24 protein-coding genes are annotated in these 26,714 nt (G+C 55.6%); 16 read left to right on the top strand and 8 right to left on the bottom strand.

The genetic code is table 11. The annotated features are described in order from the left end of the window. Positions 1–5: 5 nt before the first annotated feature. The gene (recQ, locus tag AC1UKS_RS21200; RefSeq protein ID WP_482435138.1) at positions 6–1,832 is read left to right on the top strand and encodes an ATP-dependent DNA helicase RecQ; all 1,827 of its coding nucleotides are present in this window, start codon (positions 6–8) and stop codon (positions 1,830–1,832) included. 46 nt (positions 1,833–1,878) lie between these two features. On the opposite strand, the gene rhtB is transcribed toward recQ, so the two are convergent. Beyond that, positions 1,879–2,502, bottom strand: a complete 624-nt coding sequence (gene rhtB / locus AC1UKS_RS21195; RefSeq protein WP_482435137.1) for a homoserine/homoserine lactone efflux protein — start codon at positions 2,500–2,502, stop codon at positions 1,879–1,881. A 115-nt stretch (positions 2,503–2,617) separates the two neighbouring features. On the opposite strand from rhtB, the gene pldB reads away from it, so the two are divergent. Next, positions 2,618–3,610, top strand: a complete 993-nt coding sequence (gene pldB / locus AC1UKS_RS21190; RefSeq protein ID WP_265908452.1) for a lysophospholipase L2 — start codon at positions 2,618–2,620, stop codon at positions 3,608–3,610. A 74-nt stretch (positions 3,611–3,684) separates the two neighbouring features. Continuing rightward, complete coding sequence (gene yigL, locus AC1UKS_RS21185) at positions 3,685–4,485, top strand: sugar/pyridoxal phosphate phosphatase YigL (RefSeq protein ID WP_053142069.1); 801 nt, start codon at positions 3,685–3,687, stop codon at positions 4,483–4,485. A 37-nt stretch (positions 4,486–4,522) separates the two neighbouring features. Here yigL and glpT read toward each other — a convergent pair whose 3' ends face one another. Continuing rightward, a complete protein-coding gene (gene glpT, locus AC1UKS_RS21180; protein WP_482435136.1) occupies positions 4,523–5,872 on the bottom strand; it encodes a glycerol-3-phosphate transporter in 1,350 nt (449 codons plus the stop codon). Between the two features lie 267 nt (positions 5,873–6,139). Between glpT and AC1UKS_RS21175 the strand changes: the two genes are divergently transcribed. After that, a complete protein-coding gene (locus tag AC1UKS_RS21175) occupies positions 6,140–6,994 on the top strand; it encodes a carboxylate/amino acid/amine transporter (RefSeq protein WP_013200264.1) in 855 nt (284 codons plus the stop codon). A 63-nt stretch (positions 6,995–7,057) separates the two neighbouring features. On the opposite strand, the gene AC1UKS_RS21170 is transcribed toward AC1UKS_RS21175, so the two are convergent. Then, positions 7,058–7,540 carry a YehS family protein gene (locus AC1UKS_RS21170; protein WP_013200265.1) on the bottom strand — a complete coding sequence of 161 codons (483 nt, stop codon included), beginning with the start codon at positions 7,538–7,540 and terminating at the stop codon, positions 7,058–7,060. A gap of 98 nt (positions 7,541–7,638) precedes the next feature. Continuing rightward, entirely contained in the window at positions 7,639–8,580 is a 942-nt protein-coding gene (gene metR, locus AC1UKS_RS21165) for an HTH-type transcriptional regulator MetR (RefSeq protein WP_013200266.1), read from the bottom strand. A 141-nt stretch (positions 8,581–8,721) separates the two neighbouring features. Between metR and metE the strand changes: the two genes are divergently transcribed. Next, a complete protein-coding gene (metE, locus tag AC1UKS_RS21160) occupies positions 8,722–10,998 on the top strand; it encodes a 5-methyltetrahydropteroyltriglutamate--homocysteine S-methyltransferase (RefSeq protein ID WP_482435135.1) in 2,277 nt (758 codons plus the stop codon). Positions 10,999–11,048: 50 nt separating this feature from the next. Here the strand turns inward: metE and AC1UKS_RS21155 are convergent, their stop codons facing one another. Then, positions 11,049–11,876 carry a dienelactone hydrolase family protein gene (locus AC1UKS_RS21155; RefSeq protein ID WP_053142074.1) on the bottom strand — a complete coding sequence of 276 codons (828 nt, stop codon included), beginning with the start codon at positions 11,874–11,876 and terminating at the stop codon, positions 11,049–11,051. A 288-nt stretch (positions 11,877–12,164) separates the two neighbouring features. Between AC1UKS_RS21155 and udp the strand changes: the two genes are divergently transcribed. From udp to tatD, 9 genes are all read left to right on the top strand, one after another. Continuing rightward, positions 12,165–12,926 carry a uridine phosphorylase gene (udp, locus tag AC1UKS_RS21150; protein ID WP_053142076.1) on the top strand — a complete coding sequence of 254 codons (762 nt, stop codon included), beginning with the start codon at positions 12,165–12,167 and terminating at the stop codon, positions 12,924–12,926. 73 nt (positions 12,927–12,999) lie between these two features. Further along, entirely contained in the window at positions 13,000–14,535 is a 1,536-nt protein-coding gene (gene rmuC, locus AC1UKS_RS21145) for a DNA recombination protein RmuC (RefSeq protein ID WP_482435134.1), read from the top strand. A 76-nt stretch (positions 14,536–14,611) separates the two neighbouring features. Then, entirely contained in the window at positions 14,612–15,367 is a 756-nt protein-coding gene (ubiE, locus tag AC1UKS_RS21140) for a bifunctional demethylmenaquinone methyltransferase/2-methoxy-6-polyprenyl-1,4-benzoquinol methylase UbiE (protein ID WP_013200271.1), read from the top strand. Positions 15,368–15,379: 12 nt separating this feature from the next. After that, complete coding sequence (ubiJ, locus tag AC1UKS_RS21135) at positions 15,380–15,985, top strand: ubiquinone biosynthesis protein UbiJ (protein WP_013200272.1); 606 nt, start codon at positions 15,380–15,382, stop codon at positions 15,983–15,985. Then, positions 15,982–17,619, top strand: a complete 1,638-nt coding sequence (gene ubiB / locus AC1UKS_RS21130) for a ubiquinone biosynthesis regulatory protein kinase UbiB (protein ID WP_265908460.1) — start codon at positions 15,982–15,984, stop codon at positions 17,617–17,619. Before ubiJ ends, ubiB begins: the two co-directional genes overlap by 4 nt. 120 nt (positions 17,620–17,739) lie before the next feature. Further along, positions 17,740–17,985 carry a Sec-independent protein translocase subunit TatA gene (gene tatA, locus AC1UKS_RS21125; protein WP_265908475.1) on the top strand — a complete coding sequence of 82 codons (246 nt, stop codon included), beginning with the start codon at positions 17,740–17,742 and terminating at the stop codon, positions 17,983–17,985. 3 nt (positions 17,986–17,988) lie between these two features. After that, positions 17,989–18,636 (top strand): Sec-independent protein translocase protein TatB, encoded by a 648-nt coding sequence (gene tatB / locus AC1UKS_RS21120; protein WP_482435133.1) that lies wholly within the window; start codon positions 17,989–17,991, stop codon positions 18,634–18,636. A gap of 2 nt (positions 18,637–18,638) precedes the next feature. Next, positions 18,639–19,397 (top strand): Sec-independent protein translocase subunit TatC, encoded by a 759-nt coding sequence (tatC, locus tag AC1UKS_RS21115; protein ID WP_265908462.1) that lies wholly within the window; start codon positions 18,639–18,641, stop codon positions 19,395–19,397. A gap of 76 nt (positions 19,398–19,473) precedes the next feature. Then, positions 19,474–20,259: a 3'-5' ssDNA/RNA exonuclease TatD gene (gene tatD / locus AC1UKS_RS21110; RefSeq protein WP_482435131.1), complete on the top strand. Its 786-nt coding sequence runs from the start codon at positions 19,474–19,476 to the stop codon at positions 20,257–20,259. A gap of 24 nt (positions 20,260–20,283) precedes the next feature. On the opposite strand, the gene rfaH is transcribed toward tatD, so the two are convergent. Continuing rightward, positions 20,284–20,772 carry a transcription/translation regulatory transformer protein RfaH gene (rfaH, locus tag AC1UKS_RS21105; RefSeq protein WP_013200278.1) on the bottom strand — a complete coding sequence of 163 codons (489 nt, stop codon included), beginning with the start codon at positions 20,770–20,772 and terminating at the stop codon, positions 20,284–20,286. 187 nt (positions 20,773–20,959) lie between these two features. Here rfaH and ubiD point away from each other — a divergent pair, with 187 nt between their 5' ends. Together ubiD and fre are read left to right on the top strand one after the other, a co-directional pair. Beyond that, a complete protein-coding gene (ubiD, locus tag AC1UKS_RS21100) occupies positions 20,960–22,462 on the top strand; it encodes a 4-hydroxy-3-polyprenylbenzoate decarboxylase (RefSeq protein WP_482435130.1) in 1,503 nt (500 codons plus the stop codon). 27 nt (positions 22,463–22,489) lie between these two features. Beyond that, the gene (gene fre / locus AC1UKS_RS21095; RefSeq protein WP_053142087.1) at positions 22,490–23,191 is read left to right on the top strand and encodes an NAD(P)H-flavin reductase; all 702 of its coding nucleotides are present in this window, start codon (positions 22,490–22,492) and stop codon (positions 23,189–23,191) included. 100 nt (positions 23,192–23,291) lie between these two features. Here the strand turns inward: fre and fadA are convergent, their stop codons facing one another. Together fadA and fadB are read right to left on the bottom strand one after the other, a co-directional pair. Then, a complete protein-coding gene (gene fadA, locus AC1UKS_RS21090; protein ID WP_482435129.1) occupies positions 23,292–24,455 on the bottom strand; it encodes an acetyl-CoA C-acyltransferase FadA in 1,164 nt (387 codons plus the stop codon). A 10-nt stretch (positions 24,456–24,465) separates the two neighbouring features. Continuing rightward, positions 24,466–26,652 (bottom strand): fatty acid oxidation complex subunit alpha FadB, encoded by a 2,187-nt coding sequence (fadB, locus tag AC1UKS_RS21085; RefSeq protein WP_482437068.1) that lies wholly within the window; start codon positions 26,650–26,652, stop codon positions 24,466–24,468. Positions 26,653–26,714: the final 62 nt, after the last annotated feature.

The raw sequence follows: 26,714 nt of genomic DNA, 5'->3' as shown, positions 1-26,714 counted from the left end.
AAGACGTGTCAACGGCAGTTATCAATCAGGAAGCGCTGGCGGAACAGGTACTGCAAGAGACCTTCGGCTACCAGCACTTTCGCCCAGGACAACAATCGATCATTCAGGCCTCACTGAACGGGCGTGACTGCCTGGTCATTATGCCGACCGGCGGCGGTAAGTCGCTCTGCTATCAAATCCCTGCGCTGGTAAGAGAAGGCCTGACGCTGGTGGTCTCTCCGCTGATCTCGCTGATGAAAGATCAGGTGGATCAGCTGCTGGCTAACGGCGTTTCGGCCGCTTGCCTCAACTCCACCCAGACCCGTGAAGAGCAGCAGGATGTGATGGCCGGTTGCCGTACGGGTAAAGTGCGGCTGCTGTATATTGCGCCTGAACGCCTGATGATGGATAACTTCCTCGACAATCTGCTGCACTGGAATCCAGCCATGCTGGCGGTCGATGAAGCGCACTGTATTTCCCAGTGGGGCCATGATTTCCGTCCTGAATATGGCGCCCTGGGCCAGCTGCGCCAGCGCCTGCCTGATGTGCCGGTGATGGCCCTGACGGCCACGGCGGATGAAACCACCCGCAATGATATTGCGCGTCTGCTTCAGCTGGACGATCCGCTGATCCAAATCAGCAGCTTCGACCGCCCGAATATCCGCTACACGCTGGTCGAAAAATTCAAACCCACCGAGCAGTTGCTCCGCTACGTGCAGGATCAACGGGGCAAGTGCGGCATCATTTACTGTAACAGTCGGGCGAAGGTGGAAGACACCGCTGCCAGGTTGCAAAGCCGTGGGCTGAGCGTCGGCGCCTATCACGCCGGGATGGACAATGCCCATCGCGCGCAGGTTCAGGAAGCATTCCAACGCGATGACCTGCAAATCGTTGTCGCCACGGTGGCGTTCGGCATGGGCATCAACAAGCCCAACGTACGCTTTGTGGTGCACTTTGATATCCCACGCAACATCGAGTCCTATTATCAGGAAACCGGACGCGCCGGGCGCGATGGCCTGCCTGCCGAAGCGCTGATGCTCTACGATCCGGCCGATATGGCCTGGCTGCGCCGCTGCCTTGATGAAAAAGCGCCTGGTCCGTTGCAGGACATTGAGCGACATAAGCTGAATGCCATGGGTGCCTTTGCGGAAGCGCAGACCTGCCGTCGACTGGTGCTACTAAATTACTTTGGCGAAGGTCGTCAACAGCCTTGCGACAACTGCGATATCTGCCTCGATCCGCCACGCCGGTATGATGGCCTGGTGGAAGCGCAGAAAGCGTTATCCGGTATTTATCGCGTTGGGCAGCGTTTCGGTATGGGCTACATTGTTGAAGTGCTGAGAGGCGCGAACAATCAGCGTATCCGCGATATGCAGCACGACAAATTGCCGATTTACGGCATTGGTAAAGATCAGAGCCATGAACACTGGGTGAGCGTGCTGCGTCAGCTGATCCATCTCGGGCTGGTGACGCAAAACATTGCGATGCACTCTGCCTTACAGCTTACGGAAGCGGCCCGGCCGGTCCTCAGGGGCGAAGCCTCACTGATGCTGGCGGTGCCAAGGCTGGTAACGGTCAAAACCCGCAGCAGCAGCCAGAAATCTTACGGCGGCAATTACGATCGCAAGCTGTTCGCCAAGCTGCGAAAATTACGCAAAGCGATTGCCGACGAAAACAACGTCCCGCCGTATGTGGTGTTCAACGATGCCTCGCTGATTGAAATGGCCGAGCAGATGCCGATCACCGCATCAGAGATGCTGGGCGTCAACGGGGTAGGGCAGAAGAAGCTGGAGCGATTTGGTAAACCGTTTATGGTGATGATTAGAGATCACGTCGACGGCGACGAAGAGTAAGGCAATCAGAGGCCGGGCTAACTGCCCGGCCTTTTCACTTCGCACATTAGGCAATGCGTCGGGCAGAGGCCAGCAACGCACCCACCGCCATAAACATCCCGCCAAAGGTTCTGTTCAGCAACTTCATCTGCTTTGGCCCTTTGATCCAGCCCGCGATGCGCGTTGCTAATGTGGCATAGCCAATCATCACAATGATATCGACCACCACGGTCGTTACGCCCAGCACCAGATACTGAATCGCCTGCGGCTGATGCGGAATGATGAACTGCGGGAACAGCGCCGCCAGAAAAACAATGCTCTTCGGATTGGTCAGGTTAACCAGCACTGCCCGCTTAAACAGCTTGCGACGTGGCATGGCTTTCGCCACGGCTTGCAGATCGATACCGCCGCCAGAGCGCCACTGCTGGATGCCCAGCCAGACCAGATAGGCCGCACCTGCCCACTTCAGAATTTCAAACGCCAACACCGATTGGGAGAACAGCGCGCCCAGCCCAATGCCGACCAGCACAATGTGCAGCGACAGACCGAACTGCAGGCCAGAAATAGAGGCAACCGCGCCACGATAGCCATGGCTGATGCCGGTGCTCATGGTATTAATGGCACCCGAACCCGGGGAAAGACTTAAGATGCTGGTTGTAAGAAGATAAGCCAGCCACCACTCGATGGTCATGGGTAACGCTCCCTGATAGCATAAAAGTGTGACACAATACGTCATTGTTTGCGGTTGCGCTACGGGATGACGTCAGGTCTTTCGCAGCGGATGAAGGGAGTGAGGGCTGAAGCCGATGACAGGTCGAAAAAACGGCTGGCCAACGCGTGAAAAGGCGTTTGCCGCTTTTGCTACAGGCCCGCTGCTGGATTTCTGGAAGCGCCGGGAAGAGGGTGAATTTACCGGCGTGGAAGACGTGGCGATCCGCTACGTCCGCTTCAGCGCTGCAAAACACGATAACGTTATTCTGCTCTGCCCGGGGCGCATCGAAAGCTACGTGAAATACCCTGAGCTGGCCTACGATCTGTTCCACTGCGGCTATGATGTGGTGATTATCGACCACCGTGGGCAGGGCCGATCGGGCCGGTTGCTGCAGGATTCGCACCGTGGGCACGTGGAAGCCTTCGACCACTATGTCGACGATCTGGAAACGCTGTACCAAAAGGAAATTGCCAGCCGCAATTACCGTCATCGTTATGCGCTTGCTCACTCGATGGGTGGCGCGATCCTGACGCTGATGCTGGCCAGACAGCCGAAAGCGTTCGATGCGGTGGTGCTGGCGTCGCCAATGTTCGGTATCTATCTGCCGATGCCCGTGTGGATGGCAAACCAGATCCTGAACTGGGCAGAGAAACGTCCGGCATTCCGTGATGGTTATGCGATGGGCACCGGAAAATGGCGCGCACGCCCGTTTGGTATCAATGCGCTGACCCACAGCCGTGAACGTTATCGGCGCAACCTGCGCTTTTACGCTGACGACCCCGGCCTGCGGGTAGGGGGTCCAACCTACCATTGGGTGCGAGAAGGCGTACTGGCCGGACAAAGCATTTTAGAGAAAGCGAAAGAAATTACCACGCCGCTGCTGCTGCTGCAGGCCGGTGCGGACAAGGTGGTGGATAACCGGGCCCAGGATTTATTCTGTCAGGCCATGACCACGGCGGGGCAACCCTGTGAAGGGGGAAAACCGTTTGTTATCGACGGCGCGCGTCATGAGATCTTGTTTGAAAAAGACAGCATGCGTGCCGAAGCGCTGGATGCGATCGTCGCGTTTTTTTCCAGACATCCCTAATTGTGCACGACTCAGATATGACTCTCATTAGCGGGCAAGAAAGCGTGCCCGATAACAGACAAACCAGAGGTTTTATGTACCCTATCGTTGCTTCCGATCTTGATGGCACTTTGTTGTCTCCGGATCACCGTCTCTCCTCCTTTGCCCGTGAAACGCTGCCGCTGCTGACCCGCAAAGGGGTGAACTTTATTTTCGCCACCGGCCGTCACTATATCGATGTCGCTCAGATGCGCGACAGCCTTGGGATTGATGCGTTCATGATCACCTCCAACGGCGCTCGCGTGCACAATACCGCGGGCGAGTTGGTGTTCAGCCATAACCTGGATGAAGACATTGCCAGTGAGTTGTTTGCGATGCACCACGACCATCAGGACATCTTCACCAACGTCTATCGCGATGAAGAGTGGTTCCTGAACCGCAATCGCCCTGAAGAGATGGATTTTTTCCGTGAGTCAGACTTCAACTATCAGATCTATCAGCCGGGTTCGCTGCCAACCGATGGCATCAGCAAGGTGTTCTTTACCTGTGGTAAGCCCGAACTGCTGATCCCGCTGGAAGAAGCGCTGATCGCACGCTGGGGCGATCGGGTTAACGTCAGTTTCTCGCTGCCGACCTGTCTGGAAGTGATGGCGGGTGGCGTCTCTAAAGGCCACGCGCTGGATGCCGTCTCGCAATCGCTGGGTTACAGCCTGAAGGACTGCATTTCCTTTGGTGACGGCATGAATGATAAAGAGATGCTGAGCATGGCGGGCAAAGGCTGCATCATGAGCAACTCTCACCAGCGCCTGAAGGATTTCCTGCCGGAACTGGAAGTGATTGGCAGCAACGCCGATAACGCGGTGCCGCATTATTTGCGCAAGATGTACAACGTCTAAGCCGCAATAACCGCCCCGCATCCGGGGCGGTCTCACGCTATTTTGCCGACTTCAGCTGCTGTTTATGTTTGTTTTCACTGAGCATGGTCAGCAGCAGGAAGATCACCGCCAGCACGCAGCCGCCAATCATGATGATAAAGCCGCCGTCCCAGCCAAAGTAATCCACGGTATAACCGACAATCGCGCTTGCCGCGACCGAACCGCCGAGATAGCCAAACAAACCGGTGAAGCCTGCCGCCGTCCCAGCCGCCTTTTTCGGTGCCAGTTCCAGGGCATGCAGGCCAATCAGCATCACCGGGCCATAAATCAGGAAGCCGATGACCGTCATACAGGCCATATCGATCCCCGGATTGCCTGCGGGATTCATCCAGTAAATCACCGTGGCAATGGTCACCAGCACCATAAAGAACACCCCGGTCGCCCCGCGATTGCCCTTAAAGACTTTGTCTGACATCCAGCCGCACAGCAACGTCCCTGGGATCCCGGCGTATTCGTAGAAGAAATACGCCCAGGAGGATTTATCCAGGGCGAAGTGCTTAACCTCTTTCAGGTAGGTCGGTGACCAGTCGAGGATGCCGTAACGCAGCAGATACACGAACACGTTCGCCAGCGCGATGTACCACAGCAGTTTGTTCGGCAGAACGTACTGCATAAAGATCTGCTTAGCGGTGAGCTCCTCTTCATGCTTCTCATCGTAATCCACCGGATAGTCGTTCTTGTACTCTTCAATCGGCGGCAAACCACAGGATTGTGGCGTGTCACGCATCAGCGCAAAGGCAAAAAAGGCCACCAGAATCGCACCGAACGCCGGCATATAAAGCGCTGCTTTCCAGTCGTTAAACCACGCCATGCCCAGCAGGAACAGTAACGGTGGAATGCCACCGCCCACGTTATGCGCACAGTTCCACACCGACACAATGCCGCCACGCTCTTTCTGTGACCACCAGTGAACCATGGTGCGCCCGCACGGTGGCCAGCCCATGCCCTGGAACCAGCCGCAGAGAAACAGCAGGACAAACATCACCATGATGCTGGACGTTGCCCAGGGCACAAAGCCCATAAACAGCATCACCGCAGCGGCCAGGATCAAACCGGCTGGCAGGAAATAGCGGGGATTAGAGCGGTCAGAGACCGATCCCATAATGAATTTGGAAAAACCGTAAGCGATAGAAATACCGGATAACGCGAAGCCGAGATCGCCTCGTGAGAATCCCTGTTCAATCAGGTATGGCATGGCCAGCGCGAAGTTTTTACGCACCAGATAGTAGGCGGCGTAACCGAAGAATATACCCAGGAAGATTTGCAAGCGTAGTTTGCGGTAGAGCGGATCTCGCTGGCTGGCTTCAACGCGCGGCTGATGAGCTGCCGGTTTGAAAATACTTAACATATAAGCCTCCAATGGCGGCGTTTTTGTTGTTTTAACCTCCACGGACGCCTCACATCATCGATCCGTCCGTCAAAAGGCGTAGGGATGTTCCATTTCGCGCACAGGATAGGGGTTTTCTGCTGGTGAGACTGTGAAGGTTTACATAAATGTTACATTTTTATGACAGCGTGAAAGGATGAAAAGCCGCCAGATGTAAACTAAATACTTTCCTGCAACTTCGGCCATTTCGTTACACTGGGCGCACTTTTCGCAGCAGAGTCTTCCATTGTGACGTTACTGATTGTCACCACAATTTTGTGGGCATTTTCTTTTAGCCTGATTGGCGAATACCTGGCGGGCCAGGTCGATAGCGTATTTTCGGTGTTAGTGCGCCTTGTGCTGGCGGCGGTAGTATTCCTGCCGTTTTTGCGCTGGCGTGGCTATCGGGCCTCGACCATCCTGATGTATATGGCGGTGGGCGCATTGCAGCTCGGTATCATGTATCTGATCAGTTTCCAGGCCTATCTCTACCTTAGCGTGCAGGAATTCCTGCTGTTTACGGTGATGACGCCGCTGTACGTGACGCTGGTTTATGATTTGCTGACCGGCCGCGGCGTGCGCTGGGGCTATGCCCTTAGCGCGATGCTGGCGGTGGGTGGCGCGGCTATCATCCGCTACGACAAAGTCAGCGATCATTTCTGGTTCGGCCTGATGCTGGTGCAGCTGGCGAACCTCATCTTTGCCATTGGCATGGTCGGGTATAAGCGCCTGCAGGAAATCCGGCCGGTGCCGCAGCACACCGCGTTCTCCTGGTTCTATCTGGGCGCGGCGATGATTGCCGTTGTGGCGTGGTTTATGTGGGGGAATCCGCAAAAATTACCGACGACTTCGCTGCAGTGGGGCATTTTGATCTGGCTGGGTGTGGTGGCGTCTGGGCTGGGTTACTTTATGTGGAACTACGGTGCGACGCAGGTTGATGCCGGCACGTTGGGGATCATGAACAATATGCATGTGCCCGCCGGACTGCTGGTGAACCTGGCGATCTGGCAGCAGCAGCCACACTGGCCGAGCTTTATTATTGGTGCTGCGGTGATTTTTGCTTCATTGCTGGTGCACCGACACTGGATAGTGAAAGGCCGATAGCATGGGGAACGTGCAGGGATAACGGGCAGGAAAAACGGGCAGACTGATGCTGCCCGTTGTGTCTTACTTGGCTTTTGGCACAACCGCAGGACGGATTTTCATGGTCAGTCCTTTCAGGAAGTTACGCAGGATCTGATCACCGCATTCGCGGTAGTTTTTGTGGCCAGGCTTGCGGAAAATCGCCCCAATCTCAGACTGTCCCACCGCAAAATCCGCCATCTTCAGAATGTCGAGAATGTCGGTAGTTTTCAGATCGAACGCCACGCGCAGCTTCTTCATCATGATGTTATTGGTCATCTTGCGCTCGATGGACGGCTCTGGTGCATCTTCACTCTTGCCGCGGCGCTGGAAAATCAGGCCATTCAGGAAGTAGCCCATAATCACATCCGGGCATTCACGGAAACCGTCTTCATCGTCTTTCTTCAGGAAGCTGTTAATTTCGGCTTCGGTGACTTCTGTTTCTGCCAGCGCCAAAATTGCCACAACCTGCGCATCGCTCAGGTTAAGCATGAAGCGCACGCTGCGCAGAACGTCGTTATTAGTCATAAAAATCTCATCAGGGATCAAAGGCTGTTGTGCGCATTATAGTGACAAATGGCCGTTGATACAGGAAAACCCACCAGCGATTCAGGCTGGCAGGTAAATCAGGAGTGGGTCAGCGGAGAGGGCAGTGCGGCACCGGGCTGAGAAGCGTCTCTGACCAGCGGCAGATGATCGCAGGCATGCTGGCGGGCAGAACGGATAAAGGCTTCGGTCACCGGCTGACGCTGTTCACCATCGCGCACGGCGGCATACAGTCGACTCCACAGGCCATCACCCAGCGTTTTGGTCACCACCAGTCCCTGATGTTCAAAGCTTTCCACCACCCAATGCGGTAATGCCGCAATCCCCATTCCGGCCGACACCATCTGGATCAGCAGCAGGGTGTTATCGACGCTTTTCAGCGCCGGGCTGACGCCAGCCGGTTGCAGGAAGTGTCGCCAGATATCCAGACGCTGACGCTGCACCGGATAAATCATCAGCACTTCATTCGCCAAATCTTCCGGCGAGATATGGTCCACTTTCGCCAGCGGGTGATCCTGGGCCAGCACTAACCTCACTTCAAAATCAAACATCGGCGAATAGAACAGGCCACTGCGCGGCAGAATATCGGAGGTCAGCACGATATCCAGCTCGCCCTGCTGCAAGGCAGGCTGAGGGTCGAAGGTGACGCCGGATTTGAAATCCATCACCACCTGAGGCCAGCTCTGGCGGAAATTACTTAACGCCGGCGTCAGCCACTGGATACAGCTATGGCATTCAATGGCGATGCGCAACGTGGTCTGATGAGGCTCGTGACAGGCCTGAAGCGCCTGCTGGATCTGCGGCAACACCTGTTCCGCCAGCTGCAGCAGGATTTCGCCCTGTGGCGTAAAGCGCAGCGGCTGGCTTTTACGCACGAATAACCGAAAGCCCAGACGCTGTTCCAGGTCGCTGAACTGATGAGATAACGCCGACTGCGTTTGGTGAAGCTGGGCCGCCGCGGCCGCCAGCGAACCAGTTGTCCGCAGCGCCTGCAGCGTCCGCAGGTGTTTGAGTTCGATCATGAGAGTCCTTCACATCGACAGTGAACAATTTGCGCTTGTGGTGACTACAGTACCTGCGGATTATAGATGTGTAAACATCTGGACGTCTAAAAGCCTGATTGCATCTGCAAGGACAGCGGGCAACAACTGAGGAAAGAACTGATGACCATTCTGAACCACACACTTGGATTCCCTCGCGTCGGTCTGCGTCGCGAACTGAAAAAAACGCTGGAAAGCTACTGGGCGGGTAACAGCACTCAGGAAGATTTACTGGCCGTAGGCCGCGAACTGCGTGCCCGCCACTGGCAGCAGCAGAAGCAGGCGGGCGTTGATCGGGTGCCGGTGGGTGACTTCGCCTGGTACGATCACGTTCTGACCACCAGCCTGATGTTGGGCAACGTGCCGGCCCGCCACCAAAATAAAGACGGCTCTGTCGATCTGGATACGTTGTTCCGTCTTGGTCGTGGCCGGGCACCCACGGGTGAGCCCGCTGCCGCTGCCGAAATGACCAAGTGGTTCAACACCAACTACCACTACATGGTGCCGGAGTTCACCCGGGGCCAGCAGTTCAAACTGAGCTGGACACAAATTCTGGAAGAAGTCGATGAAGCGCTGGCTCTTGGCCACAACGTTAAACCGGTGCTGCTTGGCCCGGTAACCTATCTGTGGTTGGGTAAAGTGAAAGGCGAACAGTTTGACCGACTGAGCCTGCTGAAAGATATTCTGCCGGTCTACCAGCAGGTGCTGGGCGAGCTGGCTACCCGCGGAATTGAATGGGTACAGATTGATGAACCCGCGCTGGTGCTGGAACTGCCGCAGGAATGGCTGAACGCCTTCAAACCGGCTTACGATGCCTTGCAGGGCAACACCAAACTGCTGCTGACCACCTATTTTGACAGCGCAGGCACCAACATCAATACCCTCCGTGCGCTGCCGGTGCAGGGGCTGCATGTTGATTTGGTGCATGGGAAAGACGATATCGCTGAGCTGAACGCGAAAGTCCCGGCCGACTGGCTGCTCTCTGTTGGCGTTATCAATGGCCGTAACGTCTGGCGAGCCGACTTGAGCAGCTGGTTCGAACGCCTGCAACCGCTGGTTTCCCAGCGCAAACAGCTGTGGATCGGTTCGTCCTGTTCGCTGCTGCACAGCCCTATCGACCTGAGTACCGAAACCCGCCTGGACGACGAAGTGAAAAGCTGGTTCGCCTTCGCCCTGCAAAAGTGTGCTGAGCTGTCACTGCTGAGCAACGCGCTGAACAACAACAACCCGCAGTCACTGGAAGCCTGGAGCGCGCCGATCCGTGCCCGTCGTGATTCGGGTCGGGTGCATAATGCGGCAGTCAGCAAACGTCTTGCGGCGATCACCACGAAAGACAGCCAGCGCGATCATGGCTATAGCGTACGTGCTGACGCGCAGCGCAAGCGCTTTAACCTGCCGGCCTGGCCCACCACCACCATTGGTTCGTTCCCACAAACTACCGAAATCCGTGGCCTGCGCCTGGACTTCAAACAGGGCCGCCTGGACAGTAATCACTACCGTACCGGCATTGCCGAACATATCAAACAGGCCATTGCGGAGCAGGAACGTCTGGGTCTGGACGTGCTGGTGCACGGCGAAGCCGAACGTAACGACATGGTTGAGTATTTTGGCGAGAACCTCGACGGTTTTGCCTTCACGCAAAATGGCTGGGTGCAGAGCTACGGTTCACGCTGCGTCAAGCCACCGGTCATTATTGGCGACGTCAGCCGCCCGGCGGCGATCACCGTTGAGTGGGCTAAATACGCCCAGTCCCTGACGGAGAAACCGGTAAAAGGCATGCTGACCGGGCCGGTTACCATCCTTTGCTGGTCATTTCCGCGTGAAGACGTGAGCCGTGAAACCATCGCTAAGCAGATTGCCCTGGCGCTGCGCGATGAGGTGGAGGACCTGGAAAAAGCCGGCATCGGGATCATTCAGATTGATGAGCCTGCCCTGCGTGAAGGTCTGCCGCTTCGTCAGTCCGATTGGGCGGCCTACCTGGCATGGGCAGTCGATGCCTTCCGCCTGAACGCCGCCGTGGCGAAGGATGATACGCAGATCCATACCCATATGTGTTACTGCGAGTTCAACGACATCATGGGTTCAATTGCGGCGCTGGATGCGGATGTGATCACCATCGAAACCTCACGGTCGGATATGGAACTGCTGGAGTCGTTTGAAGAGTTTGATTACCCGAATGAGATCGGCCCTGGCGTGTACGACATTCATTCGCCAAACGTGCCAGGCGTGGAATGGATGGAAGAACTGTTGCTGAAGGCGGCGAAGCGCATCCCGACAGAGCGTCTGTGGGTGAATCCGGATTGTGGTCTGAAAACGCGCGGCTGGACAGAAACGCGTCAGGCGTTAGCGAACATGGTGCAAGCCGCCCAGAACCTGCGCAAGACCAAAAAACCGGCCTGATTTCTGCTTAAAAGGAAGTGATGTGGGGCGCCTGGCGCCCCTTTTTGTTATTACTTCACGCCATTCTGCCGGAACCAGGCGAGCATGCGCTGCCAGCCATCTTTGGCCGACTCTTCATGATAGCTTGGGCGGTAATCGGCATTAAACGCATGGCCTGCATCCGGATAAACAATAATTTCCGATTTGGCGTTCGCTGCACGCAGCGCCTGGCGCATGGTCTCCACGCTCTCCTGCGGAATGCTGTCGTCTTTGCCGCCATAAAGGCCTAACACCGGCGCAGTTAAATCCACCGCGATATCAACCGGCTGCTTCTGCTGCTTTAGCGTCTTCTCACCGACCATTTTGCCATACCAGGCCACGGCGGCTTTCAGCTGTGGATTGTGTGCGGCATACAGCCAGGTAATGCGTCCGCCCCAGCAGAAGCCGGTGATGCCCATATTGCGCATATCGCCGCCGTGACGGGAGGCCCAGTTGGCAACGTGATCCAAATCGGCCAACACCTGATTATCCGGAACGGTGCTGACTAATTCTTTAAACAGCGTCGGGATATCGTCGTATTCAGCAGGATCGCCCTGGCGGAAGTAAAGCTCTGGCGCAACCGCCAGATAGCCTTCGGCAGCCAGGCGACGGCAGATATCGCGAATGTGTTCATGCACGCCAAAAATCTCCTGAACCACCAGAATCACCGGCAGTGGGCCGCTAACATGACGCGGTTTGGCGTGAAAAGCGGGCATGTTCTCGCCCTGAGTAGGAATGGATGTTTCACCTGACTGGATGGCGTCACTGTCAGTAATAATCGTGGTCGATGCGGTAGGCGATACCGCAGGAGTGAACCCATTATTGCTCATTTTTTGAGTCGTATTCTCGTCGGTTTTCATTGTCCTCTCCATGCATGCATTAGCGCAATCAGCTAACTATAGCCAGGATTACGTTTGGGTCAGGGGGTTGCTCACTACCCATCATTAACACTGCCATTACCTGACCGGGAGGGCAAGTTGTGGCAATCCGAAAGCCAAGAGTGTTTAAATGTGATGTATGTCACTTCTTGTTGTTGATTTAATGTAACTTTCATTGGACGAAGTGATGCGATTCACATAATTTTCGGCAGCTTTGCATTATTGTGACCGCCTGATCCTTATCCCCCTTTCCCGTTACAGGAGTTTGAAATGGCACACTCAGACGTTTTTCATTTGGGTTTAACAAAAGCGGATTTGCAGGGCGCGACCTTGGCGATTGTGCCGGGCGATCCTGAGCGGGTGAAAAAAATTGCGGCATTGATGGAAAACCCGGTCCATCTGGCCTCACACCGTGAATTTACCAGCTGGCGTGCAGAGCTGGATGGCAAGGCGGTGATCGTCTGTTCCACCGGCATCGGCGGTCCTTCAACGTCTATTGCAGTGGAAGAACTGGCTCAATTGGGCGTGCGCACCTTCCTGCGCGTCGGCACCACGGGCGCTATTCAGCCAGAGATTAACGTCGGCGATGTGCTGGTCACCACCGGTTCAGTGCGTCTTGATGGCGCCAGCCTGCACTTCGCCCCGCTGGAATTCCCGGCGGTTGCTGACTTTACCTGCACCACGGCGCTGGTTGACGCGGCGAAAGCGGCAGGGGCAACCACCCACATCGGTATCACCGCATCTTCCGATACCTTCTATCCTGGCCAGGAGCGTTACGACACCTATTCCGGCCGCGTCGTCAGCCGTTTCCAGAATTCGATGAAGGAATGGCAGGATATGGGCGTGCTGAACTATGAGATGGAGTCGGCAACGCTGTTAACCATGTGTGCCAGCCAGGGACTACGTGCAGGTATGGTTGCTGGGGTAATCGTTAACCGCACTCAGCAGGAAATTCCTGATGCGGAAACGATGAAAAGAACCGAGAGTGATGCGGTACGTATTGTGGTAGATGCGGCGCGCCGTCTAATCTGACGCTTTTTATCTGGACATTCATACAGTAGGCCTCTACCTTTTCCCGTAGATAAGTCCATGCGGGAGAATAAAGGTGGATGCAACAATCAGTTATGGCGTTTGTCTGGCGCTGGCCGGTGTGCTGGCAGGCTGGACAATCGCCTGGTTTCGCGGGCAGCAGGTCTCAGCCCGGCAGGAAACCGAACGGCAATTGCTGCTGCAGTCAGCTGAACAGCTGCGCGAAGAGCGTGAACGGCTGCAGCAGCAGGTCGAAACCTGTCAGCAGGCGCAACGGCAGAATGAGCTTGAGTTGCGCCAGCTACACGGGACGCTGTCTGCGGCCCAGGAAAAGCTTCACCACCTCGATCACTGGCGCAATGAAACTGAACAGCTGACGCGGGAATTACGCAACCAGCTGGAAATCAACAGTTCTCAGGAAGCCGAACTGCGCGAAGTCACCATCCGTCTTGAAGAAACCCGCATGGCTGCTGAAGAGAAACAGCGCCTGCTGGTCAACAGCGAGCAGCGGCTAAACGCGCAATTTGAAAACCTGGCCAACCGGATTTTCGAAAACAGTGGACGCCGCGTCGATGAGCAAAACAAGCAAAGCCTCAACAGCCTGATTTCGCCCCTGCGTGAACAGCTGGAAGGCTTCCGTCGCCAGGTTCAGGACGGCTTTGGCCAGGAAGCCCGTGAACGTCACACTCTCTCGCATGAAATCCGCAACCTGCAGCAGCTGAACGCGCAAATGGCGCAGGAAGCGATCAACCTGACCAAAGCGCTAAAAGGCGACAATAAGACTCAGGGTAACTGGGGTGAAGTGGTCTTGAGCCGCGTGCTTGAAGCCTCCGGGCTGCGGGAAGGCCATGAGTATGAAACCCAGGTCACCATTCAGTTAGAACAGAACGGACGGATGCAGCCGGATGTGATCGTGCGTCTGCCGCAGGGCAAAGATGTGGTTATCGATGCCAAAATGACGCTGGTGGCCTACGAACGTTACTTCAACGGTGACGATGAGGCGCAGCGCGAAGCGGCAATCAGCGAGCATATTGCCGCCATTCGTGGGCATTTACGTCAGCTGAGCCGAAAAGATTACCAACAATTGCCCGGTTTACGCTCCCTGGATTATGTGTTGATGTTTATCCCGGTTGAACCGGCCTTTTTACTGGCGATCGATCGCCAGCCGGAGCTGATCAACGAAGCGCTCAACCTGAACATCATGTTAGTCAGTCCAACCACCCTGCTGGTGGCGTTGCGGACGATTAACAATCTCTGGCGCTACGAGCATCAGAGCCGCCATGCCCAACGCATCGCCGATCGTGCCGCGAAGCTCTACGATAAAATGCGCCTGTTTGTCGATGATATGTCCTCAATGGGCCAAAGTCTGGACAAAGCGCAGGACAGTTACCGTCAGGCAATGAAAAAACTGTCGGAAGGGCGGGGCAATATGATCGCCCAGACCGAAAGCTTTCGTCAGCTGGGTATCGAGGTGAAACGGCCGATAAATCCGCGGCTTGTTGAACAGGCCATGCCGGAAACGGCCGAAAATTTCGCTGAGCTGGAGGACGATGAAGCCCAGCCAGATGGCGATTCCGGGCAGGATAACGGCGCATTAAGAGTCAATGAATAAGCCGCCAGGCTGCGTGCCTGACCTGCTGGACTCTGGTACACTTGGCAGATAATTGATTGCAGAGCAGGCAAAACAAATGGCAGATGAATCAAAGGACACCACTCATTTCGGCTTCCGTACCGTAGCGAAAAGCGACAAGGAAGAAATGGTGGCAGATGTTTTCCATTCCGTTGCGGCCAAATATGACCTGATGAACGATTTAATGTCGTTCGGCATCCACCGCGTCTGGAAGCGTTTCACTATCGATTGCAGCGGCGTCCGCCGTGGGCAGCGCGTGCTGGATCTGGCGGGCGGCACCGGCGATCTGACCGCGAAGTTCTCACGCCTGGTGGGCGAGACGGGCGAAGTGGTGCTGGCTGATATCAACAGCTCGATGCTGAAAGTGGGCCGTGAGAAATTACGCAACAACGGCATCATCGGCAACGTTAACTACGTGCAGGCCAATGCTGAAGCACTGCCTTTCCCGGATAACTATTTCGACTGCATTACCATCGCCTTTGGCTTGCGTAACGTCACCGAGAAAGAGAAAGCGCTGGCGTCCATGTTCCGCGTACTGAAGCCGGGTGGCCGTTTACTGGTGCTGGAGTTCTCCAAGCCGGTGCTGGAACCGTTAAGCAAAGCCTATGACGCTTACTCTTTCCATATTCTGCCGCGCATCGGCGAGCTGGTGGCGAAGGATTCCGGGAGTTATCGCTATCTGGCCGAATCCATCCGTATGCATCCGGATCAGGACACTCTCAAGCAGATGATGGAAGACGTGGGCTTTGAAAACACCACGTATCACAATCTCACCGGTGGCATCGTTGCACTGCACCGTGGGTTCAAGTTCTAAACAGGAAAGCGAATGACTTTAACGCCGCTGTTAACCGCGGGCCTGGAAACGGCACTTAACCAGATCCTCTATCGCGATCGCGGCCTGAAAGCAGCACGTCAGCGCCTGAATGGCAAAAGCCTGGCCATCGTGCTGGCTGAACTGAAGCAGCCGCTGATCTTTATCTTCAGCGAGCACCAGGTTGATGTGTTGGGCGAGTGGAATGACACGCCCGACTGCACGGTAAAAACGCAGATTGCCACCTTGCGCAAGCTGCGCGATCGCCAGCAGCTCACCAGCGTGATCCGCAGTGGCGAGCTGGAAGTCGACGGCGACCTGCAGGTTGTGCAGCACTTTTCTGCGCTTATCGATCTCGCCGAACTGGACCCCGCTGAATACCTCGCGCCCTGGACCGGGGACGTGGTGGCGCAGGGTATCAGCCAGTTTGCCCGTCGCGGTTTCCAGCTGTTACGTGGTGATGCTGAACGCAAGCAGGCCTATCTCGGTCAGGCGCTGACCGAAGAGTGGCGGCTGGCACCCGGCGGATTAGAAGCGGCCTGGTTTGCTGAAGAAGTTGATGCGCTATCGCGTGATCTTTCCGCGCTTGAAAGCCGCCTTGCAACGCTGGAGGGCAAATGACGCCAGGAGAATTGCGCCGACTCTATTTGATTATCCGGGTTTTCCTCACCTACGGTCTGGATGAACTGATCCCCAAAACCCGTCTGGCATTGCCGATCCGCATGTGGCGTAAATGCTTTTTCTGGCTGCCCAACAAGCATAAAAACCTGCCGCTTGGCGACCGTATTCGCCTGGCACTGGAGCAACTGGGTCCGGTATGGATCAAGTTTGGTCAGATGATGTCGACGCGACGCGACCTGTTTCCGCCGCAGATTGCCGATCAGCTGGCGATGCTGCAGGACCGCGTGGCGCCGTTTGACGGCGTGCTGGCTAAGCAGCAGATCGAACTGTCTCTTGGCTGCCCGGTTGAATCCCGCTTTGATGATTTTATGATCAAACCTCTGGCGTCAGCGTCGATTGCCCAGGTGCATACGGCAACGCTGAAAGAAAACGGCCAGAAAGTGGTGATCAAAGTGATTCGCCCGGACATCCTGCCGGTGATCAGAGCCGATATGAAGCTGATCAACCGCATGGCGCGCTGGGTTCCACGCCTGTTACCCGACGGCCGCCGCTTGCGTCCGCAGGAAGTGGTCGCAGATTACGAAAAAACGCTGATTGATGAGCTGAACCTGTTGCGCGAAGGGGCTAACGCCATCCAGCTTCGCCGTAACTTCGATAAAAGCAAAATGCTGTACGTCCCGGAAATTTTCTCCGACTACGGCAGCGAAACCATGCTGGTAATGGAGCGAATCTACGGTATTCCGATTTCCGACGTGGTGACGCTGGAGAAGCATGGCGTGAACATGAAGTTGCTGGCAGAGCGCGGCGTGCAGGTGTTCTTTACTCAGGTGTTCCGCGACAGCTTCTTCCATGCGGATATGCATCCGGGCAATATTTTTGTCAGCTACGATCATCCTGAAGACCCGCAATATATCGCCATCGACTGCGGGATTGTCGGCTCGCTAAATAAAGAAGATAAGCGCTATCTCGCCGAAAACTTCATCGCCTTCTTCAATCGTGATTACCGCAAGGTGGCCGAGCTTCACGTCGATTCAGGTTGGGTTCCGCCGGACACCAACGTGGAAGATTTCGAATTTGCCATCCGCACCGTGTGCGAACCCATTTTTGAAAAGCCGCTGGCGGAGATCTCCTTTGGCCACGTGTTGCTGAATCTTTTCAACACCGCCAGACGCTTCAATATGGAAGTTCAGCCACAACTGGTTCTCCTGCAGAAAACATTGTTGTATGTTGAAGGCATTGGGCGGCAGCTTTACCCGCAGTTGGATCTGTGGAAAACAGCCAAACCGTTCCTGGAAGACTGGATCAAAGATCAAATCGGTATTCCGGCCATTGTCAGGGCACTGAAAGAGAAAGCGCCTTTCTGGGCTGAGAAATTGCCAGAACTGCCGGAACTCTTCTATGACAGCCTGCGCCAGCACAAGCATTTGCAACACAGCGTCGACAAGCTGACCAACGATTTAAAAGGTGAGCGAATCAGACAGCATAAGTCCCGTTACCTGTTCGGCGTCGGTGCAACCTTGTTGCTCAGCGGCACGGCCATCTTGCTGACACGGCCAGATTGGGATCTGATTTCCGCGGCGATGATCGCCGCCGGTCTGGTTAGCTGGCTGGTTGGCTGGCGTAAAACCAGCTGATTGTCATGAAAGGTAAACAGAAGGTTATCCCGCGCTGGTGATGGTTTGTTCATCGTCAGCGCAACACAAGCTGTATATACTGAAAAACTGGCACCACAACTCAATATCAGAGGCAAAATCATGGGCGGTATTAGTATCTGGCAATTGTTAATCATTGCCGTAATTGTTGTTCTTCTGTTTGGTACCAACAAACTCCGTACGCTGGGATCTGATTTGGGTTCATCGATCAAAGGCTTCAAAAAAGCCATGGGCGACGAAAACGAGAAAGATAAAGACCATGCTAATGATGCTGACTTCCACGCCAAACTGGCGGAAAAAGATCGGACAGAAGCGAAGAAAGAAGACGTCAAGAACGACAAGGTATAAACCGTGTTCGACATAGGCTTTAGTGAACTGATTTTGGTGTTCGTTATCGGGCTGGTCGTGCTGGGTCCACAGCGTTTACCGGTGGCGGTCAGAACCGTCGTTGGCTGGATCCGCGCTCTGCGTTCACTGGCGACCAGTGTGCAGAACGAACTCGCTCAGGAACTTAAATTGCAGGAGCTGCAGGACAGCCTGAAAAAGGTGGAAGAGGCCAGTAAGAACAGCCTTTCTCCTGAGCTGAAGGCGTCAATGGAAGAGCTGAAGCAATCAGCAGAATCCATGAAGCGGTCTTACCTCGGCGAAAATGAAAAAGCCGATGACGAAGCCAACACCATCCATAACCCCCTTGTGAAGAACTCTGCCGAGACGCATGAGGGTGTGACGCCAGCGGAAGCCGACCATCAGGCCAGTTCCCCTGTCACAGCCCCTGACGCGGTGACCACACCGGTTCAGGTATCTGAAGCGGCAACCTCACCCATTCCGGCTACTAACGTGGCATCTACGCCCGTTCAGGCACCCGAAGTGGCTACCGCGCCAGCTCAGGCCTCGACAGTGAAACCTGAACCGCAACCGGCCGTGACCACGAGTGGCGACGCGCCAATCCTGTCCAGCCGTGCTCCTGTTTCCACCCATTTACCGAGCGATGAACGATAAACATGGCTGTTGAAGATACCCAACCGCTTATCAGTCATTTGATTGAACTCCGTAAGCGCTTGTTGAACTGTATTATTGCCGTCGTCGGCATCTTTATCTGTCTGGCTTATTTTTCCAATGACATCTACCAGCTGGTTTCCGCACCGCTGATTAAGCAGATGCCAGCGGGCGCCAGCATGATCGCCACTGACGTTGCGTCTCCGTTTTTCACCCCAATAAAGCTGACGATGATCGTCTCGGTATTCCTTGCGGTACCGGTGATCCTGTATCAGATCTGGGCCTTTATCGCCCCTGCGCTTTATCGCCATGAGCGTAAACTGGTTATGCCGTTGCTGTTTTCCAGTTCATTCCTATTCTATACCGGCATGGCTTTCGCCTACTTTGTTGTCTTTCCGCTGGCCTTTGGCTTCTTCGCCAAGACCGCGCCGCAGGGCGTGCTGATTGCCACTGACATTAACAACTATCTCGATTTTGTGATGGCACTGTTTATGGCGTTTGGCGTCTCCTTTGAAGTGCCAATCGCTATCGTGTTGATCTGTTGGACCGGCATGACAACCCCGGAAGACCTGAAGAAGAAGCGCCCGTATGTACTGGTGGGTGCTTTCGTGGTGGGAATGCTGTTGACCCCGCCAGATGTCTTCTCTCAGACGCTTCTGGCTATTCCGATGTATTGCCTGTTTGAAGTCGGCGTGTTCTTCGCGCGCTTCTATGTTGGCAAGCGTCGCCAGGACATGGACCCGGATGAATCGGGCCCAGAGTAGCGTAAAGCAGGTCCAACGCTCCCTTACATGAAGTAACGTAACCGCCCGAAAGGGCGGTTACTGTTTGGAAAATCCTATGTTCGATATTGGTGTGAACCTGACCAGCACGCAGTTCGCGAAAGATCGCGACCAGGTCGTAAAACGTGCGAAAGACGCCGGGATCACCGGCTTACTGATCACCGGTACCAACGCGCTGGAAAGCCAGCAGGCACAAAGCCTGGCCACGCGTCGTCCGGGTTATTGCTGGTCCACCGCCGGTGTTCATCCCCATCATGCCAGTGAATGGTCAGGCGAAACCGCTGCGACCCTGAAACGGCTGGCGGAGAGCCCTGAAGTGGTCGCCATTGGCGAATGTGGTCTGGACTTCAACCGCAATATCTCTGAACCTGAGCAGCAGGTTTATGCGTTCAATGCCCAGCTTGAGCTGGCTGCCGAATTGGCAATGCCGGTATTTCTCCACTGTCGCGATGCCCACGACCGTTTCCTCGCCGTCCTCACGCCCTGGTTACCAACGTTGCCCGGTGCCGTGGTGCACTGCTTTACCGGCACGCGCGAAGAGCTTGAAGCCTGTCTGGCGGCGGGACTCTCAATTGGGATTACGGGTTGGGTGTGCGATGAGCGACGTGGCGTAGAGCTTCGTGAGTTAATGCCGTTGATCCCGGCCGACCGCCTGCTGTTGGAAACGGATGCACCCTATCTGCTGCCCCGCGACATGCGCCCGAGGCCACCTTCACGACGTAATGAGCCCTGCTTCCTGCCGCATATTGTGCAGGTTGTGGCGGAATTACGTGGGGAAGAACCCGAGGCGCTGGCACGTCAGTGCGAGGCTAATGCGCGTAAGCTGTTTCGTTTGCCGGCGTAATTCCGGCATCACCGGCAGGAAGGGTTAAAGCTTGTGGAACTGCTTGTTGTCGAGGCTGCGCGTGATCTGCTTATTGAGCAGGTTCAGCAGCAGCATTGAGCGCGCTTCCCCATCGGGCTCGGTGAAGATGGCTTTCAGCCCTTCAAACGCGCCGCAGGTAATTAACACGCGGTCGCCGGGCTGAGGCACGTCAGGATCGACCATGGTGATTGGCGTGTCGGTTTGCAGTGCCATAATCACGTCATGAGGAACGCTGGCCGGCAGACTGCCGAAGCGAACGAAATGGCTGACGCCCCGCGTGGCGCTTATGGTTGTGGTATGAATCGCTTCCGGATCAAACTCAATAAACAGATAATTGGGGAAGAGCGGCTCATCCACCTGGGTGCGTTTTCCGCGAACCAATTTCTCTAATGCAATCATTGGGCTAAGACAATGCACCGATTGACGCTCAAGATGTTCTTTCGCGCGAAGCAGCTGGCCACGTTTGCAATAAAGTAAATACCAGGATTCCATAACGTCACTTTTTGATAACAGGGCCACTAAGAATACCAAACTCATCGCCAGAGTTATAGCGGGATCCCGCAGAGAGGGGGCCCTGGCAAGAATTTGGTTTCCAGAACGCGGTCGCTCCAAAAAACTAAGCATAGCGTAACAATCCTCCCTATAATGGCCGATTCACTGACCGTATTGATGAGAAGTCATGAAATACCACGACTTACGCGATTTCCTTGCCTTGCTTGAGCAGCGCGGGGAATTAAAACGTATTACGCAAGAGATCGACCCGGATCTTGAGATGACCGAAATCGCCGATCGCACCCTGCGAGCTGGCGGCCCAGCACTGCTGTTCGAAAATCCAAAAGGGTACGACATGCCGGTGTTGTGCAACCTGTTCGGTACGCCGGACCGTGTGGCCATGGGCATGGGACAGAAAGATGTCTCGGCGCTGCGTGATGTTGGCCGCCTGCTGGCGTTCCTGAAAGAACCTGAGCCACCTCGCGGTTTCCGTGATTTCTTCGATAAGATGCCGCAGTGGAAGCAGGTGCTGAACATGCCGACCAAGCGTCTGCGCGATGCGCCGTGCCAGCAAGAGATTTGGCAGGGCGACGAGGTCGATCTGCATAGAATCCCGGTAATGAAATGTTGGCCTGAAGATGCGGCCCCGTTAATTACCTGGGGATTGACCGTCACACGCGGTCCGCACAAAGAGCGGCAGAATCTCGGCATCTATCGTCAGCAGGTGATTGGCAAGAACAAGCTGATTATGCGCTGGCTCTCCCATCGCGGCGGCGCGCTGGATTTCCATGAGTGGACGCAGCAGCATCCGGGGGAACGTTTCCCGGTATCCGTGGCGTTGGGCGCCGATCCGGCCACGATTCTGGGTGCCGTGACCCCCGTTCCTGATTCCCTTTCTGAATATGCCTTCGCCGGCCTGCTGCGCGGCACTAAAACGGAAGTGGTGAAGTGCATATCCAACGATTTGGAAGTGCCCGCCAGCGCCGAAATTGTGCTTGAAGGCTATATCGAGCCTGGCGAAATGGCGCCAGAAGGCCCTTACGGCGATCATACGGGTTACTATAATGAAGTAGACAGTTTCCCGGTGTTCACCGTGACGCATATCACCCAGCGCCGCAATCCGATCTATCATTCGACCTACACCGGTCGTCCACCGGATGAACCTGCGGTGTTAGGCGTGGCGCTGAATGAAGTCTTTGTGCCGATCCTGCAGAAGCAGTTCCCGGAAATTGTCGATTTCTATCTGCCGCCGGAAGGATGTTCCTATCGCCTGGCCGTGGTTACGATGAAAAAACAGTATGCGGGACATGCCAAGCGCGTAATGATGGGCGTCTGGTCTTTCCTACGTCAGTTTATGTATACCAAATTTGTTATTGTCTGCGATGATGATGTGAATGCCCGTGACTGGAACGACGTCATCTGGGCGATCACCACGCGAATGGATCCGGCGAGAGATACTGTCTTAGTTGAAAATACGCCGATCGACTACCTGGACTTCGCTTCACCTGTTTCCGGTTTAGGCTCGAAAATGGGACTGGATGCGACCAATAAATGGCCAGGCGAAACGACGCGAGAGTGGGGACGTCCAATCCGTAAAGATCCGGCGGTAACAGCCCGTATTGATGAGATTTGGGACGAACTGGGCATCTTCAGTGAGCCACCTACGCGCAATAACACGCCCGGCAAATAACTGCCAGAGACCCGACAGAGGGAACGCATGACAACGTTAAGCTGCAAAGTGACCTCAGTAGAGGCGATTACCGATACTGTGTACCGAGTGAGAATGGTGCCGGAAGCTGATTTTAGCTTCCGTGCTGGCCAGTATTTGATGGTGGTGATGGACGAGCGTGACAAGCGTCCGTTCTCACTGGCCTCCACGCCGATGGAAAAAGACATTATCGAGCTGCACATTGGTGCCTCAGAACTGAATCTTTATGCCATGGCGGTGATGGAACGCATTCAGGAACAGCGCAAAATCACCGTCGATATTCCCCATGGTGATGCCTGGCTGCGGGAAGAGGGCGATCGCCCGCTGGTGCTGGTTGCGGGTGGAACCGGGTTCTCCTATGCCCGTTCTATTCTGCTGACCGCTCTTTCTCAACAGCCGGATCGTGATATCGCCCTTTACTGGGGCGGACGCGAGCTGAAACATCTCTACGATCTGGAAGAGTTAGACGCGCTGGCCATCAAGCACCCTAACCTGAAAATTATTCCGGTTGTCGAGCAGCCTGAAGCGGGTTGGGATGGGCGCAGTGGCACGGTGTTGACCGCCGTGATGAATGATTATGCCACGCTTGCCGGTCATGACATCTATATTGCAGGCCGTTTCGAGATGGCTAAAATCGCCCGTGAGCGTTTTTGTGCCGAGCGCGGCGCGAAGGAAGATCAGATGTTCGGCGATGCCTTCGCCTTTATCTGAGGTTGCCGGGGGCAGGAATCTCTGCCCCTGAACCTGAGCAACGAAAAAACCCGCCCCTGACAGGCGGGAATTGAATCAGTGAAACAGCCAGTTCAACGTATCAGATGCGTTCGAAGACGGTGGCGATCCCCTGTCCCAGACCAATACACATGGTCGCCAGACCAAATTGCGCATCGCGCCTTTCCATCAGATTAAGCAAGGTGGTACTGATGCGGGCACCCGAACAGCCCAGCGGATGACCTAACGCTATCGCACCGCCATTCAGATTGACCTTTTCATCCATCACTTCCAGCAGGCCGAGATCCTGAATACAGGGCAGCGTTTGTGCGGCAAACGCTTCATTCAGTTCGAAGACGCCAATATCCCTCACGTTCAGACCGGCCCTTTTTAACGCCAGTTTTGACGCCGGAACCGGGCCGTATCCCATTACCGAAGGGTCACATCCCACCACCGCCATCGCGCGGACCACCGCTCGCGGCTTGAGGCCCAGCTCACGCGCACGGGATTCACTCATTATCAGCATCGCTGCGGCACCGTCGGAAAGTGCAGAAGAGGTGCCTGCAGTGACCGTGCCGTTGACCGGATCGAAAGCGGGACGTAATGCGGCGAGGCCCGCAACGGTAGTATCTGAACGGATCACCTCATCGAAGTCGTAACGACGCAGTACGCCATCGGCATCATGTCCGCTGGTTGGCACAATCTCATTGGCAAAGTGGCCCGCCTGCGTGGCAGCCCAGGCTCGTTGATGAGAGCGCGCGGCAAAGGCGTCCTGACGTTCACGGCTAATTTTATGGATGCGCGCGAGCATCTCGGCGGTTAACCCCATCATCCCAGCCGCTTTGGCGACGGTTTTGCTCAATCCCGGATGAAAGTCCACGCCGTGGTTCATCGGCACGTGGCCCATATGTTCAACGCCACCAATCAGACAGGCATGGGCATCGCCCACCATAATGGCACGGGCCGCATCATGCAGGGCCTGCATTGAGGAACCACACAGACGGTTGACCGTGGTGGCCGGTACGCTGTGCGGGATCTCCGCCAACAGAGACGCGTTGCGGGCAATATTGAAACCTTGCTCGAGGGTTTGCTGCACGCAGCCCCAGTAAATATCGTCCAGCGAAGCCGCGTCCAGCGCCGGATTGCGGCTCAACAGGCTGCGCATCAAATGTGCCGATAAATCTTCAGCACGAACGTGGCGATAAGCGCCACCTTTAGAACGACCCATCGGCGTGCGGATGGCATCAACAATCACGACTTTTTCCATTATCTTACCCTCACGCCGTTTTCAGAGTGGCATCGCCGATTGGCGCTGCCTGTGGATACCAGCTTTCGTTTTTCTGCGCTTTTTCATTCAGGCCAGCAGGCGGCTGATAAAGCGCACCCAGCTCGCTGAACGGTTCAGCCTGGCTGACAAAACGCGCATTGCCTTGCGTATCGAGATAGCGGAAAGCGCCGCCGTGGAAAGGCGGGAAGCCGAGGCCATAAACCAGCGCCATATCGGCCTCGGCTGGGGAGGCAATAATTCCTTCCTCCAGGCAACGCACGACTTCATTGATCATCGGGATCATCATGCGGGCAACGATCTCGTCATCGCTGAAGACACGTTTGGGCTGACAGACCGTCTGCAACAGGTCATCGACCGCCGGATCCGCCACCTTCTTCTGTTTACCCTTGCTGTCCGTTTCCCAGCGATAGAAACCAAGCTGATTTTTCTGACCAAAGCGTTTGGCATCGAACAGCACGTCAATCGCATCGCGATAATCTTTCTTCATGCGGGAAGGGAAACCGTCAGCCATCACCATCTGTGCATGGTGGGCGGTATCAATCCCCACCACGTCCAGCAGCCAGGCCGGGCCCATTGGCCAGCCGAACTGTTTTTCCATCACTTTATCTATCTGGCGGAAGTCCGCGCCATCGCGCAGCAGCAGGCTGAAGCCAGCAAAGTAAGGGAACAGCACCCGGTTAACGAAAAAGCCCGGACAGTCATTAACAACGATCGGCGTTTTGCCCATTTTACTGGCCCAGGCCACCACGGTAGCCAACGTCTCGTCTGAGGTTTTCTCACCCCGGATCACTTCGACCAGTGGCATGCGGTGAACAGGATTAAAGAAGTGCATGCCGCAGAAATTTTCTGGCCGCTTCAACGCGTGGGCCAGCTGGCTGATTGGGATGGTGGAGGTATTCGACGCCAGGATCGCACCGCTGTGAAGATAGCCTTCCGTTTCTGCCAGCACCGCGGCTTTTACCTTCGGGTTTTCAACAACGGCTTCAACCACAATGTCTGCCCGCTCAAAGCCGGCATAGTCCAGCGTGGGTTGAATGGTGCCAATAATGCCAGCCAGTTTCATGCCGTCGATTTTCCCGCGTTCCAGCTGTTTATTCAGCAGTTTCGCGGCTTCTTTCATGCCCAATTCCAGCGAAGCAGGATTAATGTCCTTCATCATCACCGGTACGCCTTTCGAGGCGGACTGATAAGCAATGCCGCCGCCCATAATACCGGCGCCCAGCACAGCGGCGTGTTTTGGCGTTTCAACGTCGCGGGTCAGCTTTTTGGCTTTGGCCTTCACCGCCTGATCGTTGAGGAAGATCCCCACCAGTGCGCGAGCCTCGTCAGAACGGGCCAGTGGCACAAAGGCCTGCGTCTCCAGCTTCAGCGCGGCATCACGGCCCAGACCTGCTGCGGCCTCAATGGTTTTCACTGCCATCATCGGTGCCGGGTAATGTTTCCCGGCGGTCTGCAGCACCATACTTTTTGCAATGCTGAAACTCATGGTGGCTTCAATTTTGCTCAGTTTCAGCGGCGCAAGCTTCGGCTGACGGCGTGCGCGCCAGTCCTGCTTGCCGGATATCGCTTCCTGCAGGATGGCCAGCGCGGCCTGCTGCAATTTCTCAACCGGGACCACGGCATCAACCAGACCGATGGCCAGCGCTTTTTGCGCATCGACATCTTTGCCGGCGGCTATAATTTCCAGCGCGCTGTCCGCACCTAACAGACGAGGCAGACGTACCGATCCGCCGAAGCCAGGCATGATGCCTAATTTGGTTTCCGGCAGGCCGATGCGGGCGTCCGGGGTGGCGATACGGAAATCGGTCGCCAGAATGCATTCACATCCGCCACCGAGTGCATAGCCCTGGATCGCGGATAACGTCGGCACGGGCAGGTCTTCCAGTCGGCTAAAGATGCCGTTGGCAAATCCCAGCCATTGTTCCAGCTTTTCAGCCGGTGCCGCAAACAGGGAAAGGAACTCAGTGATATCCGCGCCAACAATAAAAGCCGGTTTGCGGGAGCTGAGCAGCAGCGCTTTCAGCCCTGGCTGCTTCTCCAGAACCGAAATAGCTTCACCCAGGCTGGCCACGGTTTGTGTATCCAACTTGTTCACCGAGCCGGGCGCATCAAAAGCCAGCTCGGCGATGCCATCTTCCAGCCAGTCCAGGGTAAGCGTGTCGCCTTTGTAGAGCATGTTGATCTCCTGAAGCCGCATAAAGGGGATCTGGTCATACCAGATGATCGAGAGTGTGGAAG

This window comes from Erwinia sp. AK-PDG3-5, assembly GCF_056821705.1.
This window is presented reverse-complemented; position numbering and strand designations above follow the sequence as displayed.

Bases quoted from the DNA above. Each gene is read 5' to 3' on its own strand.
- rhtB (WP_482435137.1), bottom strand. From the start codon at position 2,502: ATGACCATCGAGTGGTGGCTGGCTTATCTTCTTACAACCAGCATCTTA.
- pldB (WP_265908452.1), top strand. From the start codon at position 2,618: ATGACAGGTCGAAAAAACGGCTGGCCAACGCGTGAAAAGGCGTTTGCC.
- yigL (WP_053142069.1), top strand. From the start codon at position 3,685: ATGTACCCTATCGTTGCTTCCGATCTTGATGGCACTTTGTTGTCTCCG.
- glpT (WP_482435136.1), bottom strand. From the start codon at position 5,872: ATGTTAAGTATTTTCAAACCGGCAGCTCATCAGCCGCGCGTTGAAGCC.
- AC1UKS_RS21170 (WP_013200265.1), bottom strand. From the start codon at position 7,540: ATGACTAATAACGACGTTCTGCGCAGCGTGCGCTTCATGCTTAACCTG.
- metR (WP_013200266.1), bottom strand. From the start codon at position 8,580: ATGATCGAACTCAAACACCTGCGGACGCTGCAGGCGCTGCGGACAACT.
- metE (WP_482435135.1), top strand. From the start codon at position 8,722: ATGACCATTCTGAACCACACACTTGGATTCCCTCGCGTCGGTCTGCGT.
- AC1UKS_RS21155 (WP_053142074.1), bottom strand. From the start codon at position 11,876: ATGAAAACCGACGAGAATACGACTCAAAAAATGAGCAATAATGGGTTC.
- udp (WP_053142076.1), top strand. From the start codon at position 12,165: ATGGCACACTCAGACGTTTTTCATTTGGGTTTAACAAAAGCGGATTTG.
- ubiE (WP_013200271.1), top strand. From the start codon at position 14,612: ATGGCAGATGAATCAAAGGACACCACTCATTTCGGCTTCCGTACCGTA.
- ubiJ (WP_013200272.1), top strand. From the start codon at position 15,380: ATGACTTTAACGCCGCTGTTAACCGCGGGCCTGGAAACGGCACTTAAC.
- ubiB (WP_265908460.1), top strand. From the start codon at position 15,982: ATGACGCCAGGAGAATTGCGCCGACTCTATTTGATTATCCGGGTTTTC.
- tatA (WP_265908475.1), top strand. From the start codon at position 17,740: ATGGGCGGTATTAGTATCTGGCAATTGTTAATCATTGCCGTAATTGTT.
- tatC (WP_265908462.1), top strand. From the start codon at position 18,639: ATGGCTGTTGAAGATACCCAACCGCTTATCAGTCATTTGATTGAACTC.
- tatD (WP_482435131.1), top strand. From the start codon at position 19,474: ATGTTCGATATTGGTGTGAACCTGACCAGCACGCAGTTCGCGAAAGAT.
- rfaH (WP_013200278.1), bottom strand. From the start codon at position 20,772: ATGGAATCCTGGTATTTACTTTATTGCAAACGTGGCCAGCTGCTTCGC.
- ubiD (WP_482435130.1), top strand. From the start codon at position 20,960: ATGAAATACCACGACTTACGCGATTTCCTTGCCTTGCTTGAGCAGCGC.
- fre (WP_053142087.1), top strand. From the start codon at position 22,490: ATGACAACGTTAAGCTGCAAAGTGACCTCAGTAGAGGCGATTACCGAT.
- fadA (WP_482435129.1), bottom strand. From the start codon at position 24,455: ATGGAAAAAGTCGTGATTGTTGATGCCATCCGCACGCCGATGGGTCGT.
- fadB (WP_482437068.1), bottom strand. From the start codon at position 26,652: ATGCTCTACAAAGGCGACACGCTTACCCTGGACTGGCTGGAAGATGGC.